We start from the raw sequence: 24,446 nt of genomic DNA on the forward strand, positions 1-24,446 counted from the left end.
CTGTATTAAAATAAGAAATTTAAGCCGACACCCACCAACAGAACGGCAAAGCAGCGTTTTAGTATTATTGGAGAGAGTCGGTGAGCTAATCGAGCCCCAAGTCGGGCAAAAAACATACTGGTCGTCACAATCCCCACTAAAGCCGGGAGATAAATATACCCCAGGCTCCATTCAGGTAAATGGTCCGCATGTCGGCCTACCCACATATAAGTGCATGCGCCTGAGAGTGCAATAGGCAGGCCACAGGCCGCAGCAATGCCGACTGCCTGGCGAACATCGAGACCCCGCCAAGTCAGAAAAGGCACACAAAGTGACCCCCCTCCAATACCAAAAATCGCTGAAGCCCAGCCAATGATGCCCCCTGCTGTGCTAAGCAGAAAACGGCTAGGCGGGTTCTGGTGTTGAGACTGAGGTCGCCATTGCAGCGCCATTTGTAATGCCATGATTAAAGCAAATAGCCCAATAATCATTTGTAACTGATCGCCGGGGATATAAGCTGCCGTTAATCCGCCTAAAGCACTCCCCACGATAATGCCTGAACCCATGGTGATGGCGATGAGCCAGTTAACCGCCCCTTTTTGATGATGGGCAAGCACTGAGTTGATGGAAGTAAAAATAATCGAGGCCAGTGATGTGCCGACCGCAAGATGGGTGACGACTTCTGAATGAACCCCTTGAGCGGTTAGGCTATACACTAGGACTGGTACAATAATTAACCCGCCACCGATTCCAAATAATCCAGCGAGTGTTCCAGCTAAAGCTCCAAGCAACATGAATAATAAAAAAACCATGATCCACCACTGGATGAGCTGACGATTGATAGGCTTGGCATTATCCTGGATTTCTGCGTGATCGCTAGCACTTGTGATTCAGTGCTCATGGGGTCACACGACGTAAATTCAAAGCGATAACACCGGCAATCAGCCCCCAGAAAGCACTACCAATGCTGAATAAACTGAATCCGGAAGCGGTAACGAGAAAGGTGAGAATGGCGGCATCACGATGTCCTGGCTCCCCCATCGCACTGGCCAAACCGTTGGCTAAAGTGGGCATCAGTGCGATGCCGGCAATCGCCATGACCAATGTGCTAGGTAAAGCACCAAAGAGACTCGCCACCGTGGCGCCTAGAAGGCCGCAAGTCAAATATAACGCCCCGGCTATCAGACTGGCCCCATAGCGTTTTTTCGGATCGGGATGGGCTTCAGGTCCCATGCAGACAGCTGCACTAATCGCCGCCAGATTAATGGCATAGCCTCCAAAAGGAGCAAGGATTAAAGATATGAGCCCCGTCCCAGTGATTACCGGTGATACTGGGGCCTGATATCCTGCTGCACGAATGACGGCAATCCCTGGCAAATTTTGTGACGCCATTGTGACCACAAAAAGAGGAATCCCCACTCCGATTAAGGTGGTCAGTGTAAAGTGAGGGGTTGTCCATTGTGGAACAGTCAATTGGATATCCACACCCCCAAGGGCGATATCTCCCTGTGTATAAGCCAGTAATCCGCCGGTAATTAAGACCCCAAGAACGGCAAATCGTGGCCACCAGCACTTGCCTAATAAATATGCCAATAGCATCGGTAGCACTAACCCTGGTTCGATATCGGCGGCCTGAAAGACATCTAATCCAAAGCGAAGTAATACACCTGCAAGCATCGCGGCAGCGAGGGTGGGGGGTAAGCGATGCATGATCCGCTCAAACCAGCCGGTAATGCCGCATAAGGTGATCAGTAAAGAAGATAAAATAAAGGCACCAATAGCGTCTTCCATGCTCGTGCCCGGTAAACTCGTGGCCAACAGTGCTGCGCCTGGTGTAGACCAAGCGGTCAAAATAGGTTGTCGATAACGCCATGAGAAATACAGCGTGGTGAATGCACATCCGATGCCGACCGCCCACATCCATGAACTGAGTTGAGCTTGGGAAGCACCTGCCGCTTCAGCGGCTTGAAAAATAATGACAGCGGAGCTGCTATAGCCGATGAGCACTGCAATAAAGCCTGCAGTGATGGTACTGAGGTTAAATGCTGAGGAAGAGATATTCATTGAGTTTCTTCTCAAAGAGGTCTTAATCATCAAGCTTGTACGTTATAACGCACAACTGTATCACATCAATCGCTAATAAATGGTTGTTTATGGCAGTGAACGTCTTGTATATAAAGATTGAATAAAGCGTTTTGTATATCAAAGCGTGTACCTAGAACAAAATGCTTCTGGGTATTTGCCTGTAAGGTGCTTGAAATGATGCTGAAAAGTCCTTTGAAAGCCTTTGATGGGAAAACATTAAACGCATGACTCTTTTTCAGACCCCCCCTAATGAGTTGCCTTCTCGAGTGCGTCAGCTTCGCCGTGAAAAAGAATGGAGTCTGGACCGTATGGCACAAATCACTGGTGTCAGTAAGGCCATGCTAGGGCAAATTGAACGGGGTGAATCCAGCCCCACTGTGGCGACATTGTGGAAGATTGCCAGCGGTTTACAGGTTTCTTTTTCTTGTTTACTCCAATCACCCGAATGCCCAGGGACTAACGGTGATTTACACACGCTACAAACGCCAGGTATGTCTGTTGAACCCTTGTTTGCTTTTGATCCTAACTTAAGAATGGAAGTATTGATCGTGACCTTGGCCCCTGGGGCTGAAAGTCATTCAGAAGCTCATGTACCGGGGGCTATTGAACATCTAGTGGGCATTAACGGGACTTTAGAGGTGTACTGGGGATCATCATCACAATGGCATTCGCTCACGTCGGAGCAAGGGATTAAGTTTAACGCTGATCAACCTCACGGTTATCGAAATCATACGGATGTCCCTGTGCGCTTCCACTGTATGTTGCATTATCCGGTGTGACGTGACACACCGGATAATACACTGAGAGACTCTGTATGGGAGTCGTTTAATGGGGTCTTAGATAAAAACCCATAGATTTAAAATCTGTCAGTTTAAAACGTATCGCTTTAAAACGAATAGGCTGTACCAATCATCAAGCTGCCTTGAGTCGCATCACCTAATTCATCCACAATGGGGCTATCCTCGGCATCACCGGTCAACCGGCTCACTCGACCTGCCATTGATAAACGCCATTCTTTTGTTATTTGGAAATTAACGCCGGTCGTGAAATGAGCATCCCAGCTGCCATCGCTAACACGATAAGCGCGAACACCGCTGGCAGCGCTATCCTCTGCGGATACATCAAAATAGGCTTGATTCCATTGTTTATCGGCATAGCCAATACCCGGCTGAATAAAGAAGGACCAGCGCTGAGACAATGCTGTTTTCCATCGAGTCGATACATCGACTCGATAACCTTCTAAATCCCCACCAATGGGGGCTTTAATGGATAAGTTATGCTGCCATGCGCCTTGGTTGTAACCCAGTCGAAGCCCTCCAGCAATACCGCCATCCACCTCCTCAAAATCCGATAGATCGCCTGTATTGTCACGGCCAAATAAGTAAGTCAGGAATATCGATGTTTGCCAATGGTCACTTTCTGTCAAATAAGTGCCAATACCGTCTTTGAGACTTAAGTAACCCACGCCTTTGGCCTGTAGCGTTAAGTTAGGAAAGCCTCGAAATTCATAATCATCACTGCCGAGATAATCGGGTTTCCAAACGCCTCCCGCACCGATTGATCCTGTCCAGGCTGTATCGGCATAGGCCCCTGTGGCATACCCCCAGGCTGTCATACCAAGACCCGCTAAAAACATCAGACGTCGAGGGCAATAGGCTGTCGTCATACGGGTGTACTCCTTATGTTGAATTAAGAACATGTCGCATTGAGCACATGGGTGATTGTTTTAATACATCATCAATGTGATCGAACAGAAGAATTGATGAGCTGCTTATACAAGCTCATTCAAGAGACAAGATACTGCTTATAGGGTGACAACAATACTGTCGTTGTGTGTCGAAATGGGTGTGGATATCTGGAGGTAGAAATAGGCCTAAGCCCTGAAGATAAGTTGGGTCTAGTTTGAGCTGTGGATGGAACAAGGTGTTATACACAGGTCTATACCGAGTTACGCACGCTTCATAAGGCAGTTAACAACAAACATATCCCAAGCCACGAAGCCTCCTGTATAGGGAGATAAAGCAAAGTATCCACAGAAAGTATCCACACTATTAATAATAACAGTAGTAATCTTTTAAAACAGCTATTGATTGTTATTGTGGATATCGGATAAAGCTATCCACACCGACTTGGGTACTTTTTTATTTCACAGGAATCTTTATACTGTTGTCCCTTTTCCCAATTGCTCGAATTCTTGAGGTGTGGCTGTGGATTATCCCAACCGCTTTGATGTCATTGTGATCGGCGGCGGCCATGCAGGCACGGAAGCTGCGCTGGCCGCAGCACGTATGGGGGCTGATACCCTCCTGTTAACCCACAACATCGAAACCCTTGGACAAATGTCCTGTAACCCGGCTATTGGCGGGATTGGTAAAAGTCATTTGGTGCGCGAAATAGATGCCCTAGGTGGTGCTATGGCGCATGCGACTGACTTAGCCGGTATTCAGTTTCGTGTGTTAAATGCGCGCAAAGGACCTGCGGTCAGAGCGACCCGAGCCCAAGCAGACCGCGCCCTGTATCGCCAAGCGATCCGAAATATTCTAGAAAATCAGCCGAATTTAACGCTGTTTCAGCAGGCTGCGGATGATCTCATCGTTGAAGGTGATGAAGTTCGCGGTGTGGTGACACAAGGCGGCATTCGGTTCAGCGCTAAGAGCGTGGTCTTAACCACGGGGACTTTTCTTGGCGGCGTGATTCATATCGGTATGCAGCACCATAGCGGTGGTCGTGCCGGTGACCCGCCGTCTATCGCATTAGCGGATCGTTTACGTGAACTTGATTTACCCGTTGGGCGTTTGAAGACAGGTACGCCTCCGCGAATTGATGCGAAAACGGTCGATTTCTCTGTGATGGATGCCCAACCTGGCGATGATCCGATGCCGGTCATGTCGTTTATGGGACGTCCTGAAGAACATCCTGAGCAGGTTAATTGCTGGATTACCCATACCAATGCTCAAACCCATGAGCTCATCCGCGCTAACCTGGATCGATCCCCCATGTATGCCGGGGTCATTGAAGGTGTTGGGCCGCGTTATTGTCCCTCGATTGAGGACAAAGTGAATCGGTTTGCCGATAAAGACAGCCATCAGGTTTTTATTGAGCCAGAAGGTTTAAATACCCAAGAGCTTTATCCCAATGGGATTTCAACTTCATTGCCGTTTGATGTGCAACTTGAGGTTGTGCACTCGATTCGAGGGATGGAAAACGCTCATATCACGCGTCCGGGATATGCCATTGAGTATGATTTCTTTGATCCTCAAGGGTTATGGCATTCATTGGAAACCAAGACGCTGAAAAACCTCTGGTTTGCGGGTCAGATCAACGGCACAACGGGTTATGAAGAAGCGGGTGCACAGGGCTTATTAGCGGCGATTAATGCGGTACGCCGAGCGCGTGATGAAGACAGCTGGTGTCCCCGCCGTGACGAGGCTTACTTGGGGGTTTTGGTGGATGATCTTGTCACCCATGGCACCGCTGAGCCTTATCGCATGTTCACTTCTCGTGCTGAATATCGCCTCTTGCTGCGCGAAGATAATGCTGATTTACGTTTGACCGAAAAAGGCCGTGAACTCGGCTTAGTGGATGACCCGCGTTGGGCCGCTTTTTGTGAAAAACGCGATGCGATTGAGCAGGAAAAAGCGCGCATGGCCAGCACCTGGATTCAACCTCAGAGCCCACAAGCCGAGCAGCTGGCCGATAAGCTCAAGCAGCCCCTGAGTCGTGAGTATTCTTTGGCCGATTTAATTAAGCGTCCTGAATTGGATTATCCGACACTAGCCGCTGTTGCGCCTAGTGAGGCCGATTTATCTGAAGCGGCTGCTGAGCAGGTGCAGATCCAGTTGAAATATGCGGGATATATTGATCGTCAGGCCGGTGAAATTGAAAAATTACGCCGACATGAGTCCACTACACTTCCCCAGGCGCTGGATTATCAAGCCGTTGACGGGTTGTCGAATGAGATTCGTCAAAAGTTATCCACTGCCCGACCGGAAACACTGGCACAGGCTGCTCGAATTCCTGGTGTGACCCCCGCAGCGATTTCTATGCTGTTGATTCATCTTAAGAAAAAGCAATGGTTGGATCAGACCGCATGAGTGATTTTGCAGCCCTTGAGCGACAGTTGCGAGAAGGTCTTACGCGGCAGACACTGGTGGCGTCAGATCAACAGGTGCAGCAATTGCTCGATTATCTCGCATTGTTGCTGAAGTGGAATCAGGCCTACAATTTGACCGCTGTCCGTGATCCGGCGGCGATGGTTGAACGCCATCTACTCGATAGCTTGGCCATACTGCCCTATATTGATCAAACCGCTGAATCAACATCACGTTGGTTGGATGTGGGCAGTGGGCCTGGGTTGCCGGGTATTATTCTGGCGATTATGCGGCCGGATTTGGGAATAACGCTGCTGGATAGCAATGGCAAAAAGTCACGCTTTCAGTTTCAGGCTAAAGTGGCGCTTAAATTGGATCAGGTTGAAGTGGTGCAGGCGCGTGTGGAGGCCTACCAGCCTGAGCAAGCGTTTGACCGGATCATCAGTCGGGCTTTTGCCAGCCTCAATGACTTCTTGTCGTTAACTCGTCATCTGGGCCACCAGGACAGTCACTGGTTAGCGATGAAAGGGCAATATCCGACGGATGAATTGTGTCAAATTCCGGATGATTTCACCTTGTTTGCTGAACCACGTCTGGCGGTGCCTGCCATCCTGGGCGAGCGTTATCTGATGTGTTTTCAACATCAATGACCTTCTGCTGATGAGTTCAAGCGTATGATCTATGGATCGCTTGACCTGAAAAGGATATGAGCCGTGACCCGAATCTATGCCATCACGAATCAGAAAGGCGGTGTGGGTAAAACCACCACCAGTATTAATTTGGCGGCCTCTCTGGTGGCGACCAAAAGGCGTGTACTGTTAGTGGATATGGATCCACAAGGGCATGCCACACTCGGCAGTGGTGTTGAAAAACGGACGTTGACTCAGTCTGTTTTTGATCTGCTGATGGGCGAAGCCAAAGCGGAGGATATCCGTGTCCATACTGATCCTGCGGGTTATGACCTGCTTCCTTCGAATTTAGATTTAACGGCGGCTGAAATTGGTCTGCTGGATATGCCACAAAGAGAGCGGCGATTGGCGCAAGGGCTTGCCCCTATTCTCAGTGATTATGATTATGTGCTGATTGACTGCCCGCCCTCGTTAAGCCTATTGACGCTTAATGGCCTAACGGCGGCACAGAGTGTACTGATTCCAGTGCAATGTGAATATTATGCGCTGGAAGGTTTGACGGCATTACTGGATACGCTTAAACGTTTAGCCGATTCAGTGAATCCTCACCTAAGCATTGCCGGTATACTGCGGACGATGTATGACCCGCGCAATAGCCTGACGCGTGATGTATCCAGCCAATTAATTGATTACTTTGATGACCGAGTGCTCAGTACCGTCATTCCCCGTAATGTACGTTTGGCGGAAGCGCCCAGTTATGGTTTGCCCGCGCTGTGTTATGACGGCCGTTCGCGCGGGAGCTTGGCTTATTTAGCGCTTGCTGGGGAAATGATTCGTCGGGCTGAATCGGGTGCCTCGACTGAGGTGGTTGAGAGCGCTTGATGACAGGCTTCATAAGGGTTGGCGCTTTAATCTGATAGCGACCAGACATGATGCAGAATTTTGCCAAGAGATGTTTCGATTGACATGAGTGCTTCTAAGAAACGTGGCCTGGGACGAGGCCTTGATGCACTGCTGGGAGCAGGGGGAACACGTCCTCAAGCCGTGAGTGTCGAAGAAGACACAACGCCCGCAGTTCAAAATGTTGATGGAACGCTACGGCAACTCCCTATTGAGCAGTTGCAGCGTGGTCGGTTCCAGCCTCGTCGGGACATGCACCCTGAGGCGTTGGAAGAGCTTGCCGATTCTATTCGTCAGCAAGGCATCATGCAGCCCGTTGTCGTGCGTGCAGTGGGCGTTGAGCGTTATGAAATTATCGCTGGCGAGCGACGTTGGCGCGCGGCTCAACAGGCTGGATTGGAGCGGGTTCCCGCTTTAATTCGAGAGATTGATGATGCCGCCGCTATTGCGATGGCGTTGATTGAAAATATCCAGCGGGAAGATCTTAACCCACTGGAAGAAGCGCTTGCGCTACAGCGTTTACAGCAAGAGTTTGAGCTGACTCAGCAGCAAGTGGCTGAGGCGGTCGGTAAGTCTAGAGTCAGTGTCACCAATCTGATGCGGTTGCTTAGCCTTCATGAAGATGTCAAACGTCTGCTGGAGAATGGCGATCTAGAAATGGGGCACGCGCGCGCGTTATTGGCACTATCGCCGCATCAACAGATTGACGCAGCCCGACAAGTGGTTGCACGAGGATTATCTGTCCGTCAGACTGAAGCTTTAGTCAGACAGTTACAACAACCTAAATCACCGGCTAAGGATCAGGCCAAAGACAGTCCTGACGTTCAACGTTTGGAGCAAAAGCTCCAGGATACGTTGGGTGCGCCGGTGAAGATTCGTCATCAAGACAGCGGAAAGGGACGGTTAGAAATCCGTTATACCAGTCTTGAAGAGCTTGATGGCATTCTTCAGCACATACGATAAACGTGATGTGATATTGAATGATGTCTGAATTTTGACTGAGTGCATTTGGTTTTGATTGAGTGCACTAGGCGGTTTCAGAAGATTCCACTATGCCGACATCTTGAATATACGCTTAAACGCTTAGCGTGATTCGTTTGACTGACAATTGACCTAAGTAGCACCTTGGTCGTAATTGTTAACGATTACGACCGACTTTGGTTGATGAGGGCGCTTCTAGCCCATATAATCTCCGGACTTTTGTCTGGGGCAGCTGTACGTGTATGCCCTGGCATGATGAGGAAAATATGGCGCAGATCCCTCGCCCGACAGTTGCCCCCGTCATATGGGCGCAGATTATTGTTCTGCTAATCGTGTTAACGGTCACGGGTATCGTTGATCGAGTAGCACTGCCTTCTGCCTTGGCAGGTGGTTTGGTGGCATTGATTCCCAATATGTTTTTTGCTTGGTGGATGTTCCGCTTTCGCGGGGCACGGCAGGCAAAGCGAGCGGTCAAAGCGTTTTACAGTGCTGAGGCCGGTAAGTTTGGTTTAACGGTCGTATTATTTGCAGCCAGTTTTGTATGGGTGCGCCCCTTAAACCCAATTTATCTATTTGTTGCTTACTGTGTGGTGCTCTTTGTGCATTGGTTATCACCTTGGTTGCTAACGCGCAAACGACACCCATGACCGATATCGAGGCTGACGATGGCAGGAAACGCTAGCGAATACATACAGCACCATTTGCAGAACCTGACCTATGGACTGCATCCGGAATATGGCTTGAAGTTTGCGGAAAACGCAGCAGAAGCTAAAGCCATGGGTTTTTGGGCTATTCATGTCGATACTATTGGGTGGTCAGTAGTATTAGGTGGCCTTTTTCTCTTTTTGTTCCGTAAAGCGGCAAAAAGTATGACCCAAGGTGTCCCAGGTGGGCTGCAAAACTTCGTCGAAATCATGGTGGAGTTTGTCGATAAAAGTGTAAAGGAAACCTTCCACGGTCGTAGCCAGTTGATCGCACCTTTATCACTGACCATCTTCTGCTGGGTTTTCTTGATGAACCTGATGGATTTGGTGCCTGTCGACTGGCTGCCTGCCTTGTTCGGTGCGATGGGCGTTCATTACATGAAGGTGGTGCCGACAACGGATGTGAATGCCACCATGGGGATGTCGATCAGTGTCTTCCTGATGATCATCTTCTATAGCATTAAAATTAAAGGTGTTAGTGGCTTTACCAAAGAGCTGACACTGCAGCCTTTCAATAATAAATTAATGATTCCGTTTAACCTGCTGCTAGAGGGCGTTGGCTTATTGGCTAAACCCGTTTCTCTCGGGCTGCGTCTTTTCGGTAACCTGTATGCGGGTGAATTGATCTTTATCTTGATTGCGCTATTGCCCTTCTGGATTCAATGGGCGCTATCTGTTCCGTGGGCGATTTTCCACATTTTGATCATCACGCTGCAGGCCTTCATCTTTATGATGCTGACGATCGTTTATCTCAGCATGGCGCATGAAGATCACTAAGTGAACTTATGACCTGGAGGTATGCCGATGATTAAGCGGCAGCCTTCAGGCGTTATAAGATTTTAAAGCAGTTTTAAAAAAACAACTTTTAAAATCAGTTTTAAATCGTTTCATCAACTCAACCAACTCAACTCGCAATCTTAGGAGAAAACAATGGAACAAGTACTGGGTTTGACTGCCATCGCCGTATCCCTGCTGATCGGTCTGGGTGCACTGGGTACCGCTATCGGTTTTGGTATCCTGGGTGGCAAATTCCTGGAAGGTTCTGCTCGTCAGCCTGAAATGATCCCAATGCTGCAGGTCAAAATGTTCATCGTGGCCGGTCTGTTGGACGCCGTCACTATGATCGGTGTGGGTATTGCGCTGTTCTTCACTTTCGCTAACCCCTTCGTTGCTCAGATCGCCGGTTAATCATCTCTCCCGCTTTCGAGCGGGGGTGATGGAAGTGATTTTTTAAATTCAACCGGATAGCGAGAGGTTAATGGCGTGAATCTGAATCTGACCCTAATCGGCCAGGCCATCGCGTTCGCCATCTTTGTCTGGTTTTGCATGAAGTATGTATGGCCTCCGGTCATGCAGGCCATGCAAGCCCGACAGAAAAAAATTGCGGATAGCCTGGATGCAGCCAGTCGTGCATCTCGGGACCTTGAACTGGCGCAGGAAAAAGCATCTCAGTTACTGCGTGAGAACAAGGAAGAAGCAGCTCAAATCATTGAGCAGGCGAATAAGCGGGCCAACCAGATTATCGAAGAAGCCAAAGAAACTGCACGCGAAGAAGGCGAACGCCTGATCGTGTCAGCGAAGGGTGAAATCGACCAGCAAGTAAACCGCGCAAAAGAAGAGCTGCGTGGCCAAGTGGCTGAACTGGCGGTTGCCGGTGCCGAACAGATCCTGAAAAAGTCTGTCGACGCCAAGGCCCATAGCGAGTTGGTTGACTCACTCGCAAAACAGCTCTAAGCGAGGTGTCCTATGGCTGATATGAACACCCTCGCCCGGCCCTACGCGAAAGCAGCGTTCGAGTTTGCCCTACAGCAGGACAAACTGGTTGATTGGTCGCAAATGTTGGCAACACTGGCGCAAGTCACCCGTGTTGACACTGTGGAAAAACTGCTCCACAACCCAGCAATGACGACTGATCAGAAAGCTGCAGTGCTGTTGGAACTGTGCCAAGAGCAATTGACTGAAGATGGTCAAAATTTCATCAAGGCGCTGAGTGATAATCGCCGACTGCCCTTGTTGCCTGTGATTGCCGAACTTTATGAGGCATTAAAGGCCGAGCGGGAAAAAACAGTCGTGGCGCGTGTCACCAGCGCTTATGAGCTCAGCAGTGAACAGCAAAAAACGTTAGCGGATGCTTTAAGCAAGCGCTTGGACTTAGAAGTGGTGATTGAAACCGAAATCGACGAATCGTTGATTGGCGGTGTCATCATTCGAACCGACGATATTGTGATCGACGGTTCTGTCCGAGGTAAGCTGGCTAAGCTGGCCGAGGCGTTGAACTCCTGATTTGAGGGACATGGCATGCAGCAACTGAATCCATCCGAGATCAGCGACATCATCAAGCAGCGCATTGCCGGCCTTGATGTGTCCTCTGAAGCCCAGAATGAGGGCACCATCGTGAGCGTCGCCGATGGTATCGTGCAGGTGCACGGTCTAGGCGACGTCATGTATGGCGAAATGATTGAATTTGCCAATAACACTTATGGCATGGCACTGAACCTGGAGCGTGACTCCGTCGGTGCGGTCGTCCTGGGTGATTATGATGGCTTGGCCGAAGGCCAAACGGTGAAATGTACCGGCCGTGTACTTGAAGTACCGGTGGGTGAAGCAATGTTGGGTCGCGTCGTTGACGCTTTGGGTAACCCGATTGACGGTAAAGGTCCGATCGATGCCAAGCAAACCGATGCCATTGAAAAAGTGGCGCCGGGGGTCTTGTGGCGTGAGCCGGTCGACCAGCCGATGCAGACGGGTTACAAAGCGATCGATGCGATGGTACCGGTCGGTCGTGGTCAGCGTGAGTTGATCATCGGTGACCGTCAGATCGGTAAAACAGCGATTGCAGTTGATACCATCATCAACCAAAAAGATACTGGTGTTAAATGTATCTATGTCGCTGTGGGTCAGAAGCAGTCTACGATTGCCAACGTGGTGCGTAAGCTGGAAGAGCACGATGCGCTGAAGCACACCATTATCGTCGTGGCTTCTGCTTCTGAAGCGGCCGCTCTGCAATTTATTGCACCGTTCGCGGGTTGTACCATGGGTGAGTACTTCCGTGACCGTGGTGAAGATGCGCTGATCGTCTATGATGATCTCACCAAGCAAGCCTGGGCTTATCGCCAGATTTCCCTGCTGCTGCGTCGTCCGCCGGGTCGTGAAGCTTATCCGGGTGACGTCTTCTATCTCCACTCCCGTCTGCTGGAACGTGCTGCGCGTGTTAACGCTGAGTATGTTGAAAACTTCACTAAGGGTGAAGTGAAAGGTCAGACAGGCTCTCTGACGGCGTTGCCGATCATTGAGACCCAAGGGGGCGACGTGTCTGCGTTCGTTCCGACCAACGTGATTTCAATCACGGATGGTCAGATCTTCGTTGAAACGGATCTGTTTAACTCCGGTATTCGTCCGGCGATGAACGCGGGTATTTCCGTTTCTCGTGTAGGTGGTGCTGCACAGACCAAAATCATTAAGAAACTGGGCGGTGGTATCCGTCTGGCTCTGGCTCAGTACCGTGAGCTGGCAGCGTTCTCCCAGTTTGCTTCTGATTTGGACGAAGCGACACGTAAGCAATTAGAACATGGTCAGCGTGTGACCGAGCTCATGAAGCAGAAGCAGTACAGCCCGATGAGCATCGCCGCGATGGCCGTGTCTTTGTTCGCTGCAGAGAAAGGCTTCCTCGACGATGTCGACGCCAACCGTGTTGGTGATTTTGAAGCTGCGCTGCAATCTTACGTCCACGCTGAACACGCTGATTTGATCAGTAAGATCAATGAAAAAGGCGATTACAGCGATGACATTCAGGCCGGCCTCAAGTCTGCTCTTGAGCAGTTCAAGGCCACCCAGTCCTGGTAAGTGGTTAGGGCCGAAAGGCCCTTCCTGCTTGCCGAGTGAAGGCTAGAAGGCAAAGCGTATGGCAGTCGGAAAAGAGATCCGCTCTCAGATTGGGAGCATTAAGAATACGCAAAAGATTACCAGCGCCATGCAAATGGTGGCGGCATCTAAAATGCGTAAAGCTCAGGATCGCATGGCCGCCAGTCAGCCTTATGCCACCGAGATTCGTAAAGTAGTTGGCCATATTGCCAAGGCAACCCCCGAATATAAGCACCACTATATGGTAGAACGTGATGTGAAACGGGTGGGCTACATTATTGTCTCGACCGACCGTGGTCTATGTGGTGGTTTGAACGCCAATATGTTCAAACTGGCACTGAAAGATATCCGCGCTTGGAAAGAGAAAGGGACTGAAGTTGATTTCTGTGCCCTGGGTAGCAAGGCCAATGCTTTTTTCCGCCGTTATGGTGGCAATCTGGTAGCAGCCAAGACTGGACTGGGTGATGCCCCCGTCGCCAGTGATCTGGTGGGGAGTGTCAAGGTCATGTTGGATGCCTATGAAGCGGGCAAGATTGATCGGTTGTTTGTGGTGTTTAACCGTTTTATCAACACCATGAGCCAAAAACCAATCGTCCAGCAATTATTGCCCCTGCAAGCTGTCGAGACACCGGAAGAACCGCGTACGACTACCGGTTGGGATTACCTCTATGAGCCCGAAGCAAAGCAGCTATTGGATAAGCTTCTGGTGCGCTATATCGAGTCCCAGGTCTATCAGGCCGTTGTCGAAAATAACGCTTGTGAACAATCCGCCCGGATGGTCGCTATGAAGAGCGCCACGGACAACGCCGGCAAGATGATCGATGATCTGCAGCTGGTGTACAACAAGGCCCGTCAGGCCGCAATCACTCAGGAAATTTCTGAGATTGTGGGTGGCGCTGCCGCCGTTTGATCCGGATGACAGGTTTCATTTTGCAGGTTTGAGAGGAACCAAAATGAGTAGCGGACGTATCGTACAGATCATTGGTGCGGTCATTGACGTGGAATTTCCACGTGATGCCGTACCCAACGTCTACGAAGCGCTGAACGTTGATAGCAGCGACATTGTGCTGGAAGTTCAGCAGCAGCTCGGTGACGGTATCGTGCGGACTATCGCGATGGGCTCTACAGAGGGCTTAAAGCGTGGTCTGACCGTGCAAAACACGCATGCTCCGATTTCTGTGCCAGTCGGTACTGAAACACTGGGGCGTATCATGGATGTTCTGGGCCGTCCTGTGGACGAAAAAGGCCCGATTGGTGAGCAAGAGCGCTGGGGTATCCACCGCAAAGCACCGAGTTATGACGAGCAGTCCAGTGCCACTGAGCTTTTGGAAACCGGGATCAAAGTTATCGATCTGGTTTGTCCTTTTGCTAAGGGTGGTAAAGTCGGTCTGTTCGGCGGTGCGGGTGTGGGTAAAACCGTTAACATGCTCGAGCTGATTAATAACATCGCCACAGAGCACTCCGGTTTGTCTGTATTCGCCGGTGTGGGTGAGCGTACTCGTGAAGGTAACGACTTCTATCACGAAATGAGTGATGCCGGCGTTATCCGTTTGGATGACTTGTCTCAGTCCAAAGTGGCCATGGTCTATGGCCAGATGAACGAGCCGCCCGGTAACCGTCTGCGTGTCGCGCTGACCGGTTTGACCATGGCTGAGAAGTTCCGTGATGAAGGTCGTGATGTGCTCTTCTTCGTCGATAACATTTACCGCTATACCTTGGCAGGGACCGAAGTATCAGCCCTGTTGGGACGTATGCCTTCTGCGGTAGGTTATCAGCCGACATTGGCTGAAGAGATGGGGGTACTGCAAGAGCGTATCACCTCAACCAAAACGGGCTCTATCACGTCAGTTCAAGCGGTTTACGTACCGGCGGATGACTTGACTGACCCGTCACCAGCGACCACCTTCTCGCACTTGGACTCTACCGTCACACTGAGCCGTGATATTGCGTCTTTGGGTATCTACCCGGCCGTTGACCCGCTGGATTCCACCTCTCGCCAGCTGGATCCACAAGTCGTCGGTGCCGAGCACTACCAAGTGGCGCGTGGCGTTCAGTCAACGTTGCAGCGTTATAAAGAGCTGAAGGACATCATCGCTATCTTGGGTATGGATGAGCTGTCTGAGGATGACAAACTGGTCGTGTCCCGTGCACGTAAAATCCAGCGCTTCCTTTCTCAGCCGTTTTTCGTGGCCGAGGTCTTTACCGGGACTCCGGGTCAGTATGTTTCCTTGAAAGACACGATTCGTGGCTTCCAGGGCATTCTGAATGGCGATTATGATGAATTGCCGGAGCAGGCCTTCTATATGGTCGGCACGATTGATCAGGCCGTTGAAAAAGCGAAGGGCATGCAGTAAGCCTTGTGGCTTTTTTACGGACAACCTGGGGGTAATGACCCATGGCGATGACCTTACATTGCGATATCGTAAGTGCAGAGCAGTCGATCTTCAGTGGCCGAGCCGAGATGCTGATTGCAGCCGGCGCGGCAGGTGACCTGGGCATTATGCCCGGGCACACTCCATTGTTGACCGAACTTAAACCAGGTCCGGTGCGCGTGGTGCTGCAGGATGGCAAAGAAGAAATTTTCTATGTCTCCAGTGGCTTCCTTGAAGTGCAGCCGAATGTGGTGACAGTATTGGCCGATAGTGCTGATCGAGCGGAAAACCTTGATGAGGCCGCCGCTCAAGAAGCACAGCGTGAAGCTGAGCGTGCGATGAAAGATCAGAAATCTGATTTGGATTATGCACGGGCGACCGTTGAACTGGCTGAAGCTGCTGCTCAGCTGCGTACCTTGCAGCAACTGCGTAAGAAAACTCAATAAGTGATCTTACCAGTGAGCAAAAAAGGCGACCTTAGGGTCGCCTTTTTTGTCTTTCAGTCGATGATCTGCTTCGTCATCGATCTGGGGCAGGGTACTTTAGTCACCGATGACCAGTACCGCTTCAGCTTCAAATTGAACCCCTTTGGGCAGTGCTGCAACTTGTACCGCTGCACGAGCAGGGTAAGGCTCTTTAAAATAGCGTGTCATCACTTCATTCACTGCCCCGAAATTTCCCAGATCAACCAGGTACAGGTTCAGTTTCACAATATCATCCAGTGTGCCACCCGCCTCAACACATACGGCTTTCAGGTTATCGAACACTTGGATCGCCTGAGCTTCGAAATCCCCAGAAACAACGTCCATTGTGGTTGGGTCCAATGGAATCTGTCCTGACATGTAGACGGTATTACCCACTTTGACGGCTTGTGAGTAAGGGCCAATAGCCGCGGGCGCTTTGTCTGTTTTGATGATGGCGCGATTACTCATGGAGTGTCTCCTTTAGCGACGACTTAAAATAAAACGACCTTGCCGGATCATCCCGACAAGGACGTGAATGAGTCAAGGATTGCCTCTGTATCAGTTCATACGAACTGTTCGGGTCACCTCTGGTAAATGACGCAGGCGGCGCATAATACGTGCCAAATGTACGCGATTTTTGACGGCCATATCCATTTTGAGTGTCGATAAACGGGCGTCTTTTTCTTCTGTACTGATCCGCTCCAGGTTGGCATCCATTTCAGTAATCAGGGTGGCAATGCGTGCGATCAAGCCTCGTTGATGAGTGATTTCGAGCTTGAGGGTCACTACAAAGTCACCATTCACATCACTGGCCCAATCCAATGGCATACACTTCTCTGGATCATTACGCACGTCGGCCAGATTGCGACAGGCCTCACGATGCACCACAATGCCTCGGCCAAAGCTGATGTGTCCAATGATGTCATCGCCTGGAATCGGTCGGCAGCATTTAGCAAAGCTAACAACAAGACCTTCAGTGCCATGAATGGCAATAGGACCGCTTGTCGAGGGTAGTGTGGGATCTCGATCCCCCTCTAAGTCGACCAATCGACGTGCCACAACGTAGGCCATACGCGTGCCCAACCCAATGGACTCAAGCAGCGTTTGTTCATTATCCAGCTCCACCTCATTAAGCAGATGCTGTAGCCGAGCCTGATCGATATCTTCGTAGCGCGTCTCAAAAGCATTCAGTGCTTTGTCTAATAAGCGACGGCCCAATGCAACAGATTCACTCTTCTGTTGTTGCTTCAGGAAGTGACGAATCGCAGAGCGCGCCTTGGCGGTGATGACAAAGCCTTGCCAAGTGAGATTGGGTCGTGCCCCTGGGGCGGTAATGATCTCAACCGTTTCCCCTGACTGTAACTTGGCCGACAGTGGCGCCAGTTTACGATCAATACGGCAGGCGACACAGGCATTGCCAATATCGGTATGCACGGCATAGGCAAAATCAACCGGAGTGGCCCCTTTAGGAAGCTCCATGATGTCCCCTTTGGGGGTGAATACATAGAGGTCATCGGGGAAAAGATCGGTTTTAACGTGTTCAATAAACTCCAGAGAACTGCCTGCGCGCTGTTGCATTTCCAGCAAGCCTTTCACCCACTCGCGTGCACGTGCATGACTGCCTGCGGCAATAGGACGATCGGTTTGTCCGGCCTTATATAGCCAGTGAGCGGCAATTCCGTTATTCGCCATGGCTTCCATTTCTCGGGTCCGGATCTGAACCTCTATGGGCATGCCATTCATGCCAAACAACGTGGTATGCAAGCTTTGATAGCCATTCGCCTTGGGGATGGCAATATAATCTTTGAAGCGGCCTGGGACGGGCGTATAGGTATTGTGAACCATCCCCAGAATACGATAGCAACTGTCGACGTTATCGGTCAGAATGCGAAAACCGTAAACGTCCATGATTTCACTGAAGGATTTACGTTGATCCTTCATTTTGCGATATAGGCTCATCAGATGCTTTTCACGGCCACTGACGATACCGCTCATCTGTTCTTCTTCGAGCCTTTCTTGTAGGCGCTGCTGGATCTTAGAGACGACTTCTTTGCGATTTCCCCGAACCTTTTGAACGGCACGCTTAAAGCGCTCATAGCGCATGGGGTGAATCCCTTTGAAGGACAGGTCTTCAAGCTCCAGGCGTACCGTATTAATCCCTAATCGATTCGCGATTGGGGCATAAATTTCAAGGGTTTCTCGAGAAATGCGGCGCTTCTTTTCGGGCCTTAATGCCCCCAGCGTTCGCATGTTATGAAGCCGGTCGGCCAGCTTGACGATAATGACGCGAATATCGTCAGCCATCGCCAACACCATTTTACGGAAATTTTCCGCTTGGGCTTCAGCCTTGGATTCGAACTTGATTTGGGTCAGCTTGGAGACGCCATCAACCAACTCAGCTACCGTATCGCCGAATTGGCTGGCCAGCGCAGGCTTGGTGATGCCGGTATCTTCGATGACGTCATGCAACAATGCCGCCATCAAACTGGGGGCATCCATATGCAAGTTAGCCAGAATAATTGAGACGGCCAGAGGGTGCGTCACATAAGGCTCACCCGAGCGACGTTTCTGGCCATCATGCGCCTGCTCAGCGTAATAATAAGCTCGCCGAACCTGGCGAATTTCTTCCGCGGGTAAATAACCCTTAAGACGGTCTGTCAGATCGTCAATTGTATTCATCGCCTACCTCGTTAAGCAGGCGGCACGGCCAGCAGGCGATAGCATCAATGAATAATGCCGATCGATCAGAAGGATTGCTGGGAGAAATCCGCGGCAGCCGCCTGCAGGGCTTCTTCCTGCATGGTGTCTTCGTCTAACAGATCATCGGCGATTTCACGCAAAGCGACAACTGTTGGCTTGTCATTTTCCCATGGAAGCATCGGATCCTGGCCACCAACGCTCAGTTGACGCGCACGCTTGCCGGCCAGCATGACCAGTTCAAAACGGTTAGAGACGTGTTCCAGACAATCTTCTACAGTAACTCGTGCCATGGGGGTGTAACCTCAATATAGCGCCCCCGGCGCAGGGAGCGTCAATGATATAAGCGAGAACCAGCCCGAGCGCAGTGCTCGAGCCGGGATACTTCAGTTTACCGGAGTGCGAGGGGCAACGACAAGCGTCTGAGTGCTTTAATCAATCGAATCGATCGCAGGCACTTCCCGTGTGAGTAACGAGCGCAGTAGCTCGGCATGGCGTCGTTGTTGCTTGGGTTGGCGTAATCGTTCGGCCAGAATAATACTGCGCAGTTCATCGACCGCGGTCTCAAACTGATCATTGACCACGATATAGTCGTACTCATCGTAATGATCCATTTCATCAGCGGCACGGTCCATACGGCCGTTGATCACTTCTGACGTATCCTGGCCACGCTGAGTTAGACGTTCACGCAGCGCGCCTCGTGATGGCGGCAGAATGAAAATACTTCGGGCTTGCGGCATCAATTGGCGAACCTGACGTGCCCCCTGCCAATCGATTTCGAGAATAACATCTTCACCTGCATTCAATTGTTTCTGAACGGTTGCTTTTGACGTGCCGTAATAGTTGCCGAAAACATTCGCATGTTCTAGAAAGTCACCATGTTCGACAAGCGAACAAAACTGATCTTCATCCACAAAATGATAATTGACACCATTTTGCTCGCCAGGTCTTTGGCGACGAGTGGTATGGGAAACCGAAACGCCCAATGCATCGGTCTTGTCCAGTAGTGCCTTCACCAGGCTGGTTTTACCCGCACCCGAAGGGGCTGACACAATAAACAGAGTACCAAGGGTTTTACTCATATCGGGTTCCGCGTTTTCATCACGTGAGTTTAGAGAATAACTAAGCCTGCCACATATCATAATAGCGAAACATGATTCAGATTGTGTTGTGCAATCTTCATAGATAACTACAGAATTTTGCAGACAATTCACGTTGCATTGCAGCAATCGTCAAGACCTAAGCCTAGGCTTTAAGCCTCATCTTTTAAATACCGATGGCTTGCATCGTTCCAGTTGACTCAATCACCCCACCTCAACGGCATTGAGCGTGGGCATGCAGTGCATTGAAGCGAGTCTGAGATCCCTTGAGGTGTCCACTGTTACTGGGCAAGATCTGTTGGGGCGTCGACAGGATAAAATCCGAATGGGTCTTTCCGGTTCAGCTTTTCTGTTGAGTCAGAGCCTGTCTAGTCGAATAACAGGCTCTGACAGGTGTGCTTCTTTTCGAGTACTTCTTTGTTGATTGTCTATATCGCTTAGTTGAGTCGACGAGTTTCTCCGTTGTCCGGATTAGTAGATCGAGTGATCGGCTGTCGTTTTACCTCTGAAAACATAGTATGACCAGGCGGTATACATCAGAATAATGGGCATAATCAGTAACGCGCCAACCAACGTAAAGCCTTGGCTTTGGGGTGGGGATGAAGCCGCCTCTAGTGTGATATTCGGTGGAATAATATTGGGCCATAAGCTGATAACAAGTCCGCTGTATCCCAATAAAATCAGCAGTAATGTCAAGATGAATGGGCCGCCATGTGGCGTGTGGTAGACGGATTTTAAGAGTTGCCATGCGGTAGCTAAGGTCAGTAATGGTACCGGTAAGAAATAAAAGAAGTTGGGGAATGTGAACCAGCGGTCCTTGATACTTGGTGATAGCCACGGGGTCCATAGACTGACCACTAGGATCATCATGAGGAGACCCCAGGTCAGAGGTCGGCTGATACGACACATCTGCTGATAGAGTGCACCTTCAGTTTTGAGAATCAACCAAGTACTCCCCAGCAGGGCATAAGTGATGACAAGGCCTAAGCCACAAATCAGACTAAAGGGCGTGAGCCAGTCCCAGACACTCCCTGCGAAAATCCCATTGTTGACTTCGATACCCTGAATAAAGCTGCCTAAAACGACACCTTGACTCAAGGTGGCCAGTAACGAACCGGCAAGAAAGGCTTTATCCCAAAAAGCTTGATGGGTTTTATCTGAGTGAATGCGGAATTCAAAGGCCACCCCACGCCAGATCAAGCCGATTAACATCAGCAGCAAGGGGAGGTATAAAGCGCTCAAGATGATGGCATAAGCCATTGGAAAGGCGGCCATTAGCCCTGCCCCGCCGAGAACAAGCCAAGTCTCATTACCATCCCATACCGGGGCAACGCTGTTGACCATAATATCGCGTTTTTGGCGATCTTTTATCACCAGAAATAAGACGCCAATACCTAAATCAAAGCCATCCATGATGACATAAAGTAAAACTCCCGCTGCGATGATAATGGCCCAGACAATAGGGAGGTCGATACCCATTACGGGTTCTCCTTTTGATCATTTAAGTCGTGGTTTGACGGGGTTGAAGTGTTTATTTGATGCGATGATGACGCGACGGGCGTATGGGTTGCGAGTGACCATGTCGGAGTCGGGATCGGCTCGTCTTCGCTCTTGTACTCAACGGGCCCTCGACCGGCCATACGGATGAGGTAGCGAATACCGCTGCCAAAAACACCGAGATAAATCAGTGTGATGACAATGAACGTTGTCAGAATGGTCGTGAAAGAATGAGGGGAGACCGCATCGGTTGTGCGCATCAGCCCATAGACAACCCAGGGCTGTCGGCCCATCTCTGTCGTAATCCACCCGGCTAGCAAGGCCACTAAGCCCATCGGGCCCATGAAAAACGTTATGCGTAGAAATATACGATTACGATAAAGCGCATCACGATAGCGCAGCCCTAATGCCCACAGGGATAGCAACAATATAAGCATGCCGATCCCCACCATGATTCGGAAACTCCAGAATACTGCCGTGACATTCGGTCTATCTGAGGGGGAGACATCTTTTAAGGCGGGAATTTGTCCGTGCCATGAGTGGGTCAGAATTAAGCTGGCAAGATGCGGAATGCTCAGTTCAAAATGATTTTTCTCCGCATCGTTATCAGGCCATGCGAACAGAATCAGCGGAACCGCTTGGCCGGGCTCGTTTTCCCAGTGGGCTTCAATGGCTGCTAGTTTAGTGGGTTGGTACTCCAACGTATTCAAACCATGGGCATCGCCCACCAACACTTGTAAAGGCATTGCAATCAACAGCATCCACATGGCCATCGACAGCATGAGCTTATTGGTCTTGGTGTGTTGGTTTTTGAGTAAGTGCCAAGCCCCCGTCGCGCCGACCATGAGCGCCGTACAGAGATAAGCCGCAATGACCATATGCACTAATCGGTAAGGAAATGACGGGTTGAAAATAACCTTGAACCAATCGACTGGGACCACATGGCCGTTGACGATGGCGTGACCTTGTGGGGTTTGCATCCAACTATTGGAAGCGAGTATCCAAGTGGCTGAGATTAAGGTGCCGATTGCGACCATCACGGTGGCAAAGTAATGCAAGCGAGGACTTACTCGGCCCCAGCCAAAGAGCATGACTCCGAGGAAGCCTGCTTCTAAAAAGAAAGCGGTTAAGACCTCATAAGTGAGCAGTGGCCCTGTGATAGAACCTGCAAAAGTGGAGAAGAATCCCCAATTGGTGCCAAATTGATAGGCCATCACTAAGCCCGAAACGACGCCCATACCAAAATTAACGGCAAAAATTTTGCTCCAAAAATGGTAGAGATCTCGATAAGCCGAATCTTGCTTCCACAGCCATAAGCCTTCCAATACCGCCAGGTAAGAAGCCAGCCCGATGGTGATGGCAGGGAAGATAATATGAAAGGAGACAGTAAAACCAAACTGGGCACGTGCCAGCTCCAGCGCACTCAGCATTGTCATGATCTGTGCCTCTCAGGTGACCTCAGATCAAGCCTGTATCCGAATATTCGCTTATTCATATCAGCCCCTCATTGATTGGACGAAATGTCATTTGTTGAGTTGGGCATGAGCTTGAGGCCGTTTGTGATATAAGAACAGGCACTGTTTTTTAAATTTTTATAGGAACAGATGTGGTCTGGCTCATCATCCGTTGAACCACTCGCACTGTGAGAGGGGATTAGAAGACGCGATGCCTCAAGTAAAAGATCAAGGTCATTACCGATATCGACAGTTGGCCAAGCAGATTCGTGATGATATTCAACAAGGGCGCTGGCAGCCGGGCGATCAAATTCCTTCGGTACGTCATTTGATGGCTTCGCATCAGGTGTCTCGAGCGACCGTGTTGCATGCGCTACAACTGTTAGAACAAGAGGCCCTTGTTCTAGCACGCCCTCGGCGCGGTTATTTTGTGAACTCTCCTGTGCCTGAGTTCCACCCATCCGCTAGCCCGCCTGTGGTGGCGCCGCGTCTTTTCGATATTGATGATGTGGTTCAGGATGTGATGCGTCATGGCGCGGTATTTGATCTTTATCCTCAAGCCGCCATGCCGGAAGGGGGCGATAAGTGGGTTCCTGATACACTTCAGCGCGCCTTGGGAAGAGCATTACGCCAACAGAAAGAGCGTATTCACGCCTACTATGATGAGCCAGAAGGCCATTATGAATTACGTGATGTGATTGCGCAGCGCTTGCGTTATCAAGGGTGCCAAACGGTGGCCGATGATGTGGTCATGACGCAAGGCTGCCAACATGCCCTGTTACTGGCACTGCAAAGCTGTACCCAGGCAGGTGATACCGTGGCGGTGGAAAGCCCCGGCTATTTCGGGACTTTGCAATTGCTTCAAGCATTGGGATTACGGGTCATTGAACTGCCTTGTCATGCCGATACGGGGCTGGACATGGACGCCTTGGCCGATGCCCTTCAACATTGGCCGATCAAAGCACTGGTGATTTCGCCCAGTTACGCGACCCCACTGGGAAGTTGTGTACCGTTATCTGCACGTTATCGTTTGGCTGAATTGGCTCGACGACACGAGATGATGATCGTTGAAGATCATATCTACATGGAATTAGGCTGGAGCGATGAACCTCGGCCACCGATGCTCTCTTTGGTGCCCGAGCGCGTGATTCTGTGCAGCTCATTTTCTAAAAGTCTATCGCGTGCATTACGTCTTGGCTGGGTTATCGGCCCAAGCGTTCACTCACACCTCTTACACCTGAAACATATTACGGTGCTATCGGGTAATCGTTTTATTGAGCAAGGCATGGCGGATTTTATTCAGTCGGGTGAATATGATCGTCATCTACGACGGTTCACACATCAACTTCACTTGCAGAAAAATGCGTTGCTGAGATTACTGCACCAACATTACCCCGAGACACAGTTCAGCCATCCACAAGGCGGACTATGCCTCTGGTGGCGGCTTGAGCGCAATGTTGATACCTTGTCGCTTTATCACCAAGCCCGCCAACACGGTATTGTGATTACACCGGGGATCATGTTTACCACCCAAGCCCTTTACCACCAATGTTTGCGTTTGAGCTTCGCTCACCCATGGACACTGGAACGGCGTCGGGCACTGCTGCAATTGAAGCAATGGATGTAAGGCTC

The 24,446-nt window shown here is 50.4% G+C and carries 24 protein-coding genes; 15 read left to right on the plus strand and 9 right to left on the minus strand.

The features are described from left to right. Window positions 1-5: 5 nt before the first annotated feature. The gene (locus BFW38_RS15830; RefSeq protein WP_068999762.1) at window positions 6-791 is read right to left on the minus strand and encodes a sulfite exporter TauE/SafE family protein; all 786 of its coding nucleotides are present in this window, start codon (window positions 789-791) and stop codon (window positions 6-8) included. An 85-nt stretch (window positions 792-876) separates the two neighbouring features. Further along, window positions 877-2,043 carry a benzoate/H(+) symporter BenE family transporter gene (locus tag BFW38_RS15835; RefSeq protein ID WP_068999763.1) on the minus strand — a complete coding sequence of 389 codons (1,167 nt, stop codon included), beginning with the start codon at window positions 2,041-2,043 and terminating at the stop codon, window positions 877-879. 245 nt (window positions 2,044-2,288) lie between these two features. Between BFW38_RS15835 and BFW38_RS15840 the strand changes: the two genes are divergently transcribed. Continuing rightward, window positions 2,289-2,843, plus strand: a complete 555-nt coding sequence (locus BFW38_RS15840; RefSeq protein WP_068999764.1) for a helix-turn-helix domain-containing protein — start codon at window positions 2,289-2,291, stop codon at window positions 2,841-2,843. Window positions 2,844-2,950: 107 nt separating this feature from the next. Here the strand turns inward: BFW38_RS15840 and BFW38_RS15845 are convergent, their stop codons facing one another. Continuing rightward, window positions 2,951-3,730: a MipA/OmpV family protein gene (locus tag BFW38_RS15845; RefSeq protein ID WP_175400999.1), complete on the minus strand. Its 780-nt coding sequence runs from the start codon at window positions 3,728-3,730 to the stop codon at window positions 2,951-2,953. A gap of 541 nt (window positions 3,731-4,271) precedes the next feature. On the opposite strand from BFW38_RS15845, the gene mnmG reads away from it, so the two are divergent. The 13 genes from mnmG (at window position 4,272) to BFW38_RS15910 (ending at window position 16,048) form a co-directional block, all read left to right on the plus strand. Continuing rightward, window positions 4,272-6,158 (plus strand): tRNA uridine-5-carboxymethylaminomethyl(34) synthesis enzyme MnmG, encoded by a 1,887-nt coding sequence (gene mnmG, locus BFW38_RS15850; protein WP_068999765.1) that lies wholly within the window; start codon window positions 4,272-4,274, stop codon window positions 6,156-6,158. Further along, a complete protein-coding gene (gene rsmG, locus BFW38_RS15855; RefSeq protein ID WP_068999766.1) occupies window positions 6,155-6,805 on the plus strand; it encodes a 16S rRNA (guanine(527)-N(7))-methyltransferase RsmG in 651 nt (216 codons plus the stop codon). Before mnmG ends, rsmG begins: the two co-directional genes overlap by 4 nt. Window positions 6,806-6,868: 63 nt before the next feature. After that, complete coding sequence (locus BFW38_RS15860; protein WP_068999767.1) at window positions 6,869-7,666, plus strand: ParA family protein; 798 nt, start codon at window positions 6,869-6,871, stop codon at window positions 7,664-7,666. A gap of 84 nt (window positions 7,667-7,750) precedes the next feature. Then, window positions 7,751-8,647 (plus strand): ParB/RepB/Spo0J family partition protein, encoded by an 897-nt coding sequence (locus tag BFW38_RS15865; RefSeq protein ID WP_068999768.1) that lies wholly within the window; start codon window positions 7,751-7,753, stop codon window positions 8,645-8,647. Window positions 8,648-8,931: 284 nt separating this feature from the next. After that, window positions 8,932-9,312: an ATP synthase subunit I gene (locus BFW38_RS15870; protein WP_068999769.1), complete on the plus strand. Its 381-nt coding sequence runs from the start codon at window positions 8,932-8,934 to the stop codon at window positions 9,310-9,312. Window positions 9,313-9,330: 18 nt separating this feature from the next. Beyond that, window positions 9,331-10,146, plus strand: coding sequence for a F0F1 ATP synthase subunit A (atpB, locus tag BFW38_RS15875; RefSeq protein ID WP_068999770.1), 816 nt, complete (start codon window positions 9,331-9,333; stop codon window positions 10,144-10,146). 153 nt (window positions 10,147-10,299) lie between these two features. After that, entirely contained in the window at window positions 10,300-10,557 is a 258-nt protein-coding gene (atpE, locus tag BFW38_RS15880; RefSeq protein ID WP_068999771.1) for a F0F1 ATP synthase subunit C, read from the plus strand. Window positions 10,558-10,632: 75 nt separating this feature from the next. Continuing rightward, window positions 10,633-11,103 carry a F0F1 ATP synthase subunit B gene (locus BFW38_RS15885; RefSeq protein ID WP_068999772.1) on the plus strand — a complete coding sequence of 157 codons (471 nt, stop codon included), beginning with the start codon at window positions 10,633-10,635 and terminating at the stop codon, window positions 11,101-11,103. 12 nt (window positions 11,104-11,115) lie between these two features. Then, window positions 11,116-11,652, plus strand: coding sequence for a F0F1 ATP synthase subunit delta (locus BFW38_RS15890; protein ID WP_068999773.1), 537 nt, complete (start codon window positions 11,116-11,118; stop codon window positions 11,650-11,652). Between the two features lie 15 nt (window positions 11,653-11,667). After that, a complete protein-coding gene (gene atpA, locus BFW38_RS15895) occupies window positions 11,668-13,212 on the plus strand; it encodes a F0F1 ATP synthase subunit alpha (protein WP_068999774.1) in 1,545 nt (514 codons plus the stop codon). Between the two features lie 58 nt (window positions 13,213-13,270). Then, complete coding sequence (gene atpG / locus BFW38_RS15900; RefSeq protein WP_068999775.1) at window positions 13,271-14,140, plus strand: F0F1 ATP synthase subunit gamma; 870 nt, start codon at window positions 13,271-13,273, stop codon at window positions 14,138-14,140. A 43-nt stretch (window positions 14,141-14,183) separates the two neighbouring features. Then, complete coding sequence (gene atpD, locus BFW38_RS15905) at window positions 14,184-15,584, plus strand: F0F1 ATP synthase subunit beta (protein WP_068999776.1); 1,401 nt, start codon at window positions 14,184-14,186, stop codon at window positions 15,582-15,584. Window positions 15,585-15,625: 41 nt separating this feature from the next. Continuing rightward, entirely contained in the window at window positions 15,626-16,048 is a 423-nt protein-coding gene (locus BFW38_RS15910; protein WP_068999777.1) for a F0F1 ATP synthase subunit epsilon, read from the plus strand. 96 nt (window positions 16,049-16,144) lie between these two features. Here the strand turns inward: BFW38_RS15910 and BFW38_RS15915 are convergent, their stop codons facing one another. From BFW38_RS15915 to BFW38_RS15940, 6 genes are all read right to left on the minus strand, one after another. Continuing rightward, window positions 16,145-16,534, minus strand: coding sequence for a RidA family protein (locus BFW38_RS15915; protein WP_068999778.1), 390 nt, complete (start codon window positions 16,532-16,534; stop codon window positions 16,145-16,147). Between the two features lie 90 nt (window positions 16,535-16,624). Then, window positions 16,625-18,745: a bifunctional GTP diphosphokinase/guanosine-3',5'-bis pyrophosphate 3'-pyrophosphohydrolase gene (gene spoT, locus BFW38_RS15920; protein WP_068999779.1), complete on the minus strand. Its 2,121-nt coding sequence runs from the start codon at window positions 18,743-18,745 to the stop codon at window positions 16,625-16,627. A 65-nt stretch (window positions 18,746-18,810) separates the two neighbouring features. Beyond that, the gene (gene rpoZ, locus BFW38_RS15925) at window positions 18,811-19,056 is read right to left on the minus strand and encodes a DNA-directed RNA polymerase subunit omega (RefSeq protein WP_068999780.1); all 246 of its coding nucleotides are present in this window, start codon (window positions 19,054-19,056) and stop codon (window positions 18,811-18,813) included. A gap of 138 nt (window positions 19,057-19,194) precedes the next feature. Beyond that, entirely contained in the window at window positions 19,195-19,845 is a 651-nt protein-coding gene (gmk, locus tag BFW38_RS15930; RefSeq protein ID WP_068999781.1) for a guanylate kinase, read from the minus strand. 489 nt (window positions 19,846-20,334) lie between these two features. After that, a complete protein-coding gene (cydB, locus tag BFW38_RS15935) occupies window positions 20,335-21,342 on the minus strand; it encodes a cytochrome d ubiquinol oxidase subunit II (RefSeq protein ID WP_068999782.1) in 1,008 nt (335 codons plus the stop codon). Then, complete coding sequence (locus BFW38_RS15940) at window positions 21,342-22,796, minus strand: cytochrome ubiquinol oxidase subunit I (protein WP_068999783.1); 1,455 nt, start codon at window positions 22,794-22,796, stop codon at window positions 21,342-21,344. The genes cydB and BFW38_RS15940 overlap by 1 nt, the downstream gene beginning before the upstream one ends. Window positions 22,797-23,025: 229 nt before the next feature. On the opposite strand from BFW38_RS15940, the gene BFW38_RS15945 reads away from it, so the two are divergent. Next, window positions 23,026-24,441, plus strand: a complete 1,416-nt coding sequence (locus tag BFW38_RS15945) for an aminotransferase-like domain-containing protein (protein WP_068999784.1) — start codon at window positions 23,026-23,028, stop codon at window positions 24,439-24,441. Window positions 24,442-24,446: the final 5 nt, after the last annotated feature.

Origin of the sequence: Terasakiispira papahanaumokuakeensis, assembly GCF_001709345.1 — a bacterium.
Classification (GTDB): domain Bacteria; phylum Pseudomonadota; class Gammaproteobacteria; order Pseudomonadales; family Halomonadaceae; genus Terasakiispira; species Terasakiispira papahanaumokuakeensis.

Bases quoted from the DNA above. Each gene is read 5' to 3' on its own strand.
- BFW38_RS15830 (WP_068999762.1), bottom strand. From the start codon at position 791: ATGGTTTTTTTATTATTCATGTTGCTTGGAGCTTTAGCTGGAACACTC.
- BFW38_RS15835 (WP_068999763.1), bottom strand. From the start codon at position 2,043: ATGAATATCTCTTCCTCAGCATTTAACCTCAGTACCATCACTGCAGGC.
- BFW38_RS15840 (WP_068999764.1), top strand. From the start codon at position 2,289: ATGACTCTTTTTCAGACCCCCCCTAATGAGTTGCCTTCTCGAGTGCGT.
- BFW38_RS15845 (WP_175400999.1), bottom strand. From the start codon at position 3,730: ATGACGACAGCCTATTGCCCTCGACGTCTGATGTTTTTAGCGGGTCTT.
- rsmG (WP_068999766.1), top strand. From the start codon at position 6,155: ATGAGTGATTTTGCAGCCCTTGAGCGACAGTTGCGAGAAGGTCTTACG.
- BFW38_RS15865 (WP_068999768.1), top strand. From the start codon at position 7,751: ATGAGTGCTTCTAAGAAACGTGGCCTGGGACGAGGCCTTGATGCACTG.
- BFW38_RS15870 (WP_068999769.1), top strand. From the start codon at position 8,932: ATGGCGCAGATCCCTCGCCCGACAGTTGCCCCCGTCATATGGGCGCAG.
- atpB (WP_068999770.1), top strand. From the start codon at position 9,331: ATGGCAGGAAACGCTAGCGAATACATACAGCACCATTTGCAGAACCTG.
- atpE (WP_068999771.1), top strand. From the start codon at position 10,300: ATGGAACAAGTACTGGGTTTGACTGCCATCGCCGTATCCCTGCTGATC.
- BFW38_RS15890 (WP_068999773.1), top strand. From the start codon at position 11,116: ATGGCTGATATGAACACCCTCGCCCGGCCCTACGCGAAAGCAGCGTTC.
- atpA (WP_068999774.1), top strand. From the start codon at position 11,668: ATGCAGCAACTGAATCCATCCGAGATCAGCGACATCATCAAGCAGCGC.
- atpG (WP_068999775.1), top strand. From the start codon at position 13,271: ATGGCAGTCGGAAAAGAGATCCGCTCTCAGATTGGGAGCATTAAGAAT.
- atpD (WP_068999776.1), top strand. From the start codon at position 14,184: ATGAGTAGCGGACGTATCGTACAGATCATTGGTGCGGTCATTGACGTG.
- BFW38_RS15910 (WP_068999777.1), top strand. From the start codon at position 15,626: ATGGCGATGACCTTACATTGCGATATCGTAAGTGCAGAGCAGTCGATC.
- BFW38_RS15915 (WP_068999778.1), bottom strand. From the start codon at position 16,534: ATGAGTAATCGCGCCATCATCAAAACAGACAAAGCGCCCGCGGCTATT.
- spoT (WP_068999779.1), bottom strand. From the start codon at position 18,745: ATGAATACAATTGACGATCTGACAGACCGTCTTAAGGGTTATTTACCC.
- rpoZ (WP_068999780.1), bottom strand. From the start codon at position 19,056: ATGGCACGAGTTACTGTAGAAGATTGTCTGGAACACGTCTCTAACCGT.
- gmk (WP_068999781.1), bottom strand. From the start codon at position 19,845: ATGAGTAAAACCCTTGGTACTCTGTTTATTGTGTCAGCCCCTTCGGGT.
- cydB (WP_068999782.1), bottom strand. From the start codon at position 21,342: ATGGGTATCGACCTCCCTATTGTCTGGGCCATTATCATCGCAGCGGGA.
- BFW38_RS15940 (WP_068999783.1), bottom strand. From the start codon at position 22,796: ATGACAATGCTGAGTGCGCTGGAGCTGGCACGTGCCCAGTTTGGTTTT.
- BFW38_RS15945 (WP_068999784.1), top strand. From the start codon at position 23,026: ATGCCTCAAGTAAAAGATCAAGGTCATTACCGATATCGACAGTTGGCC.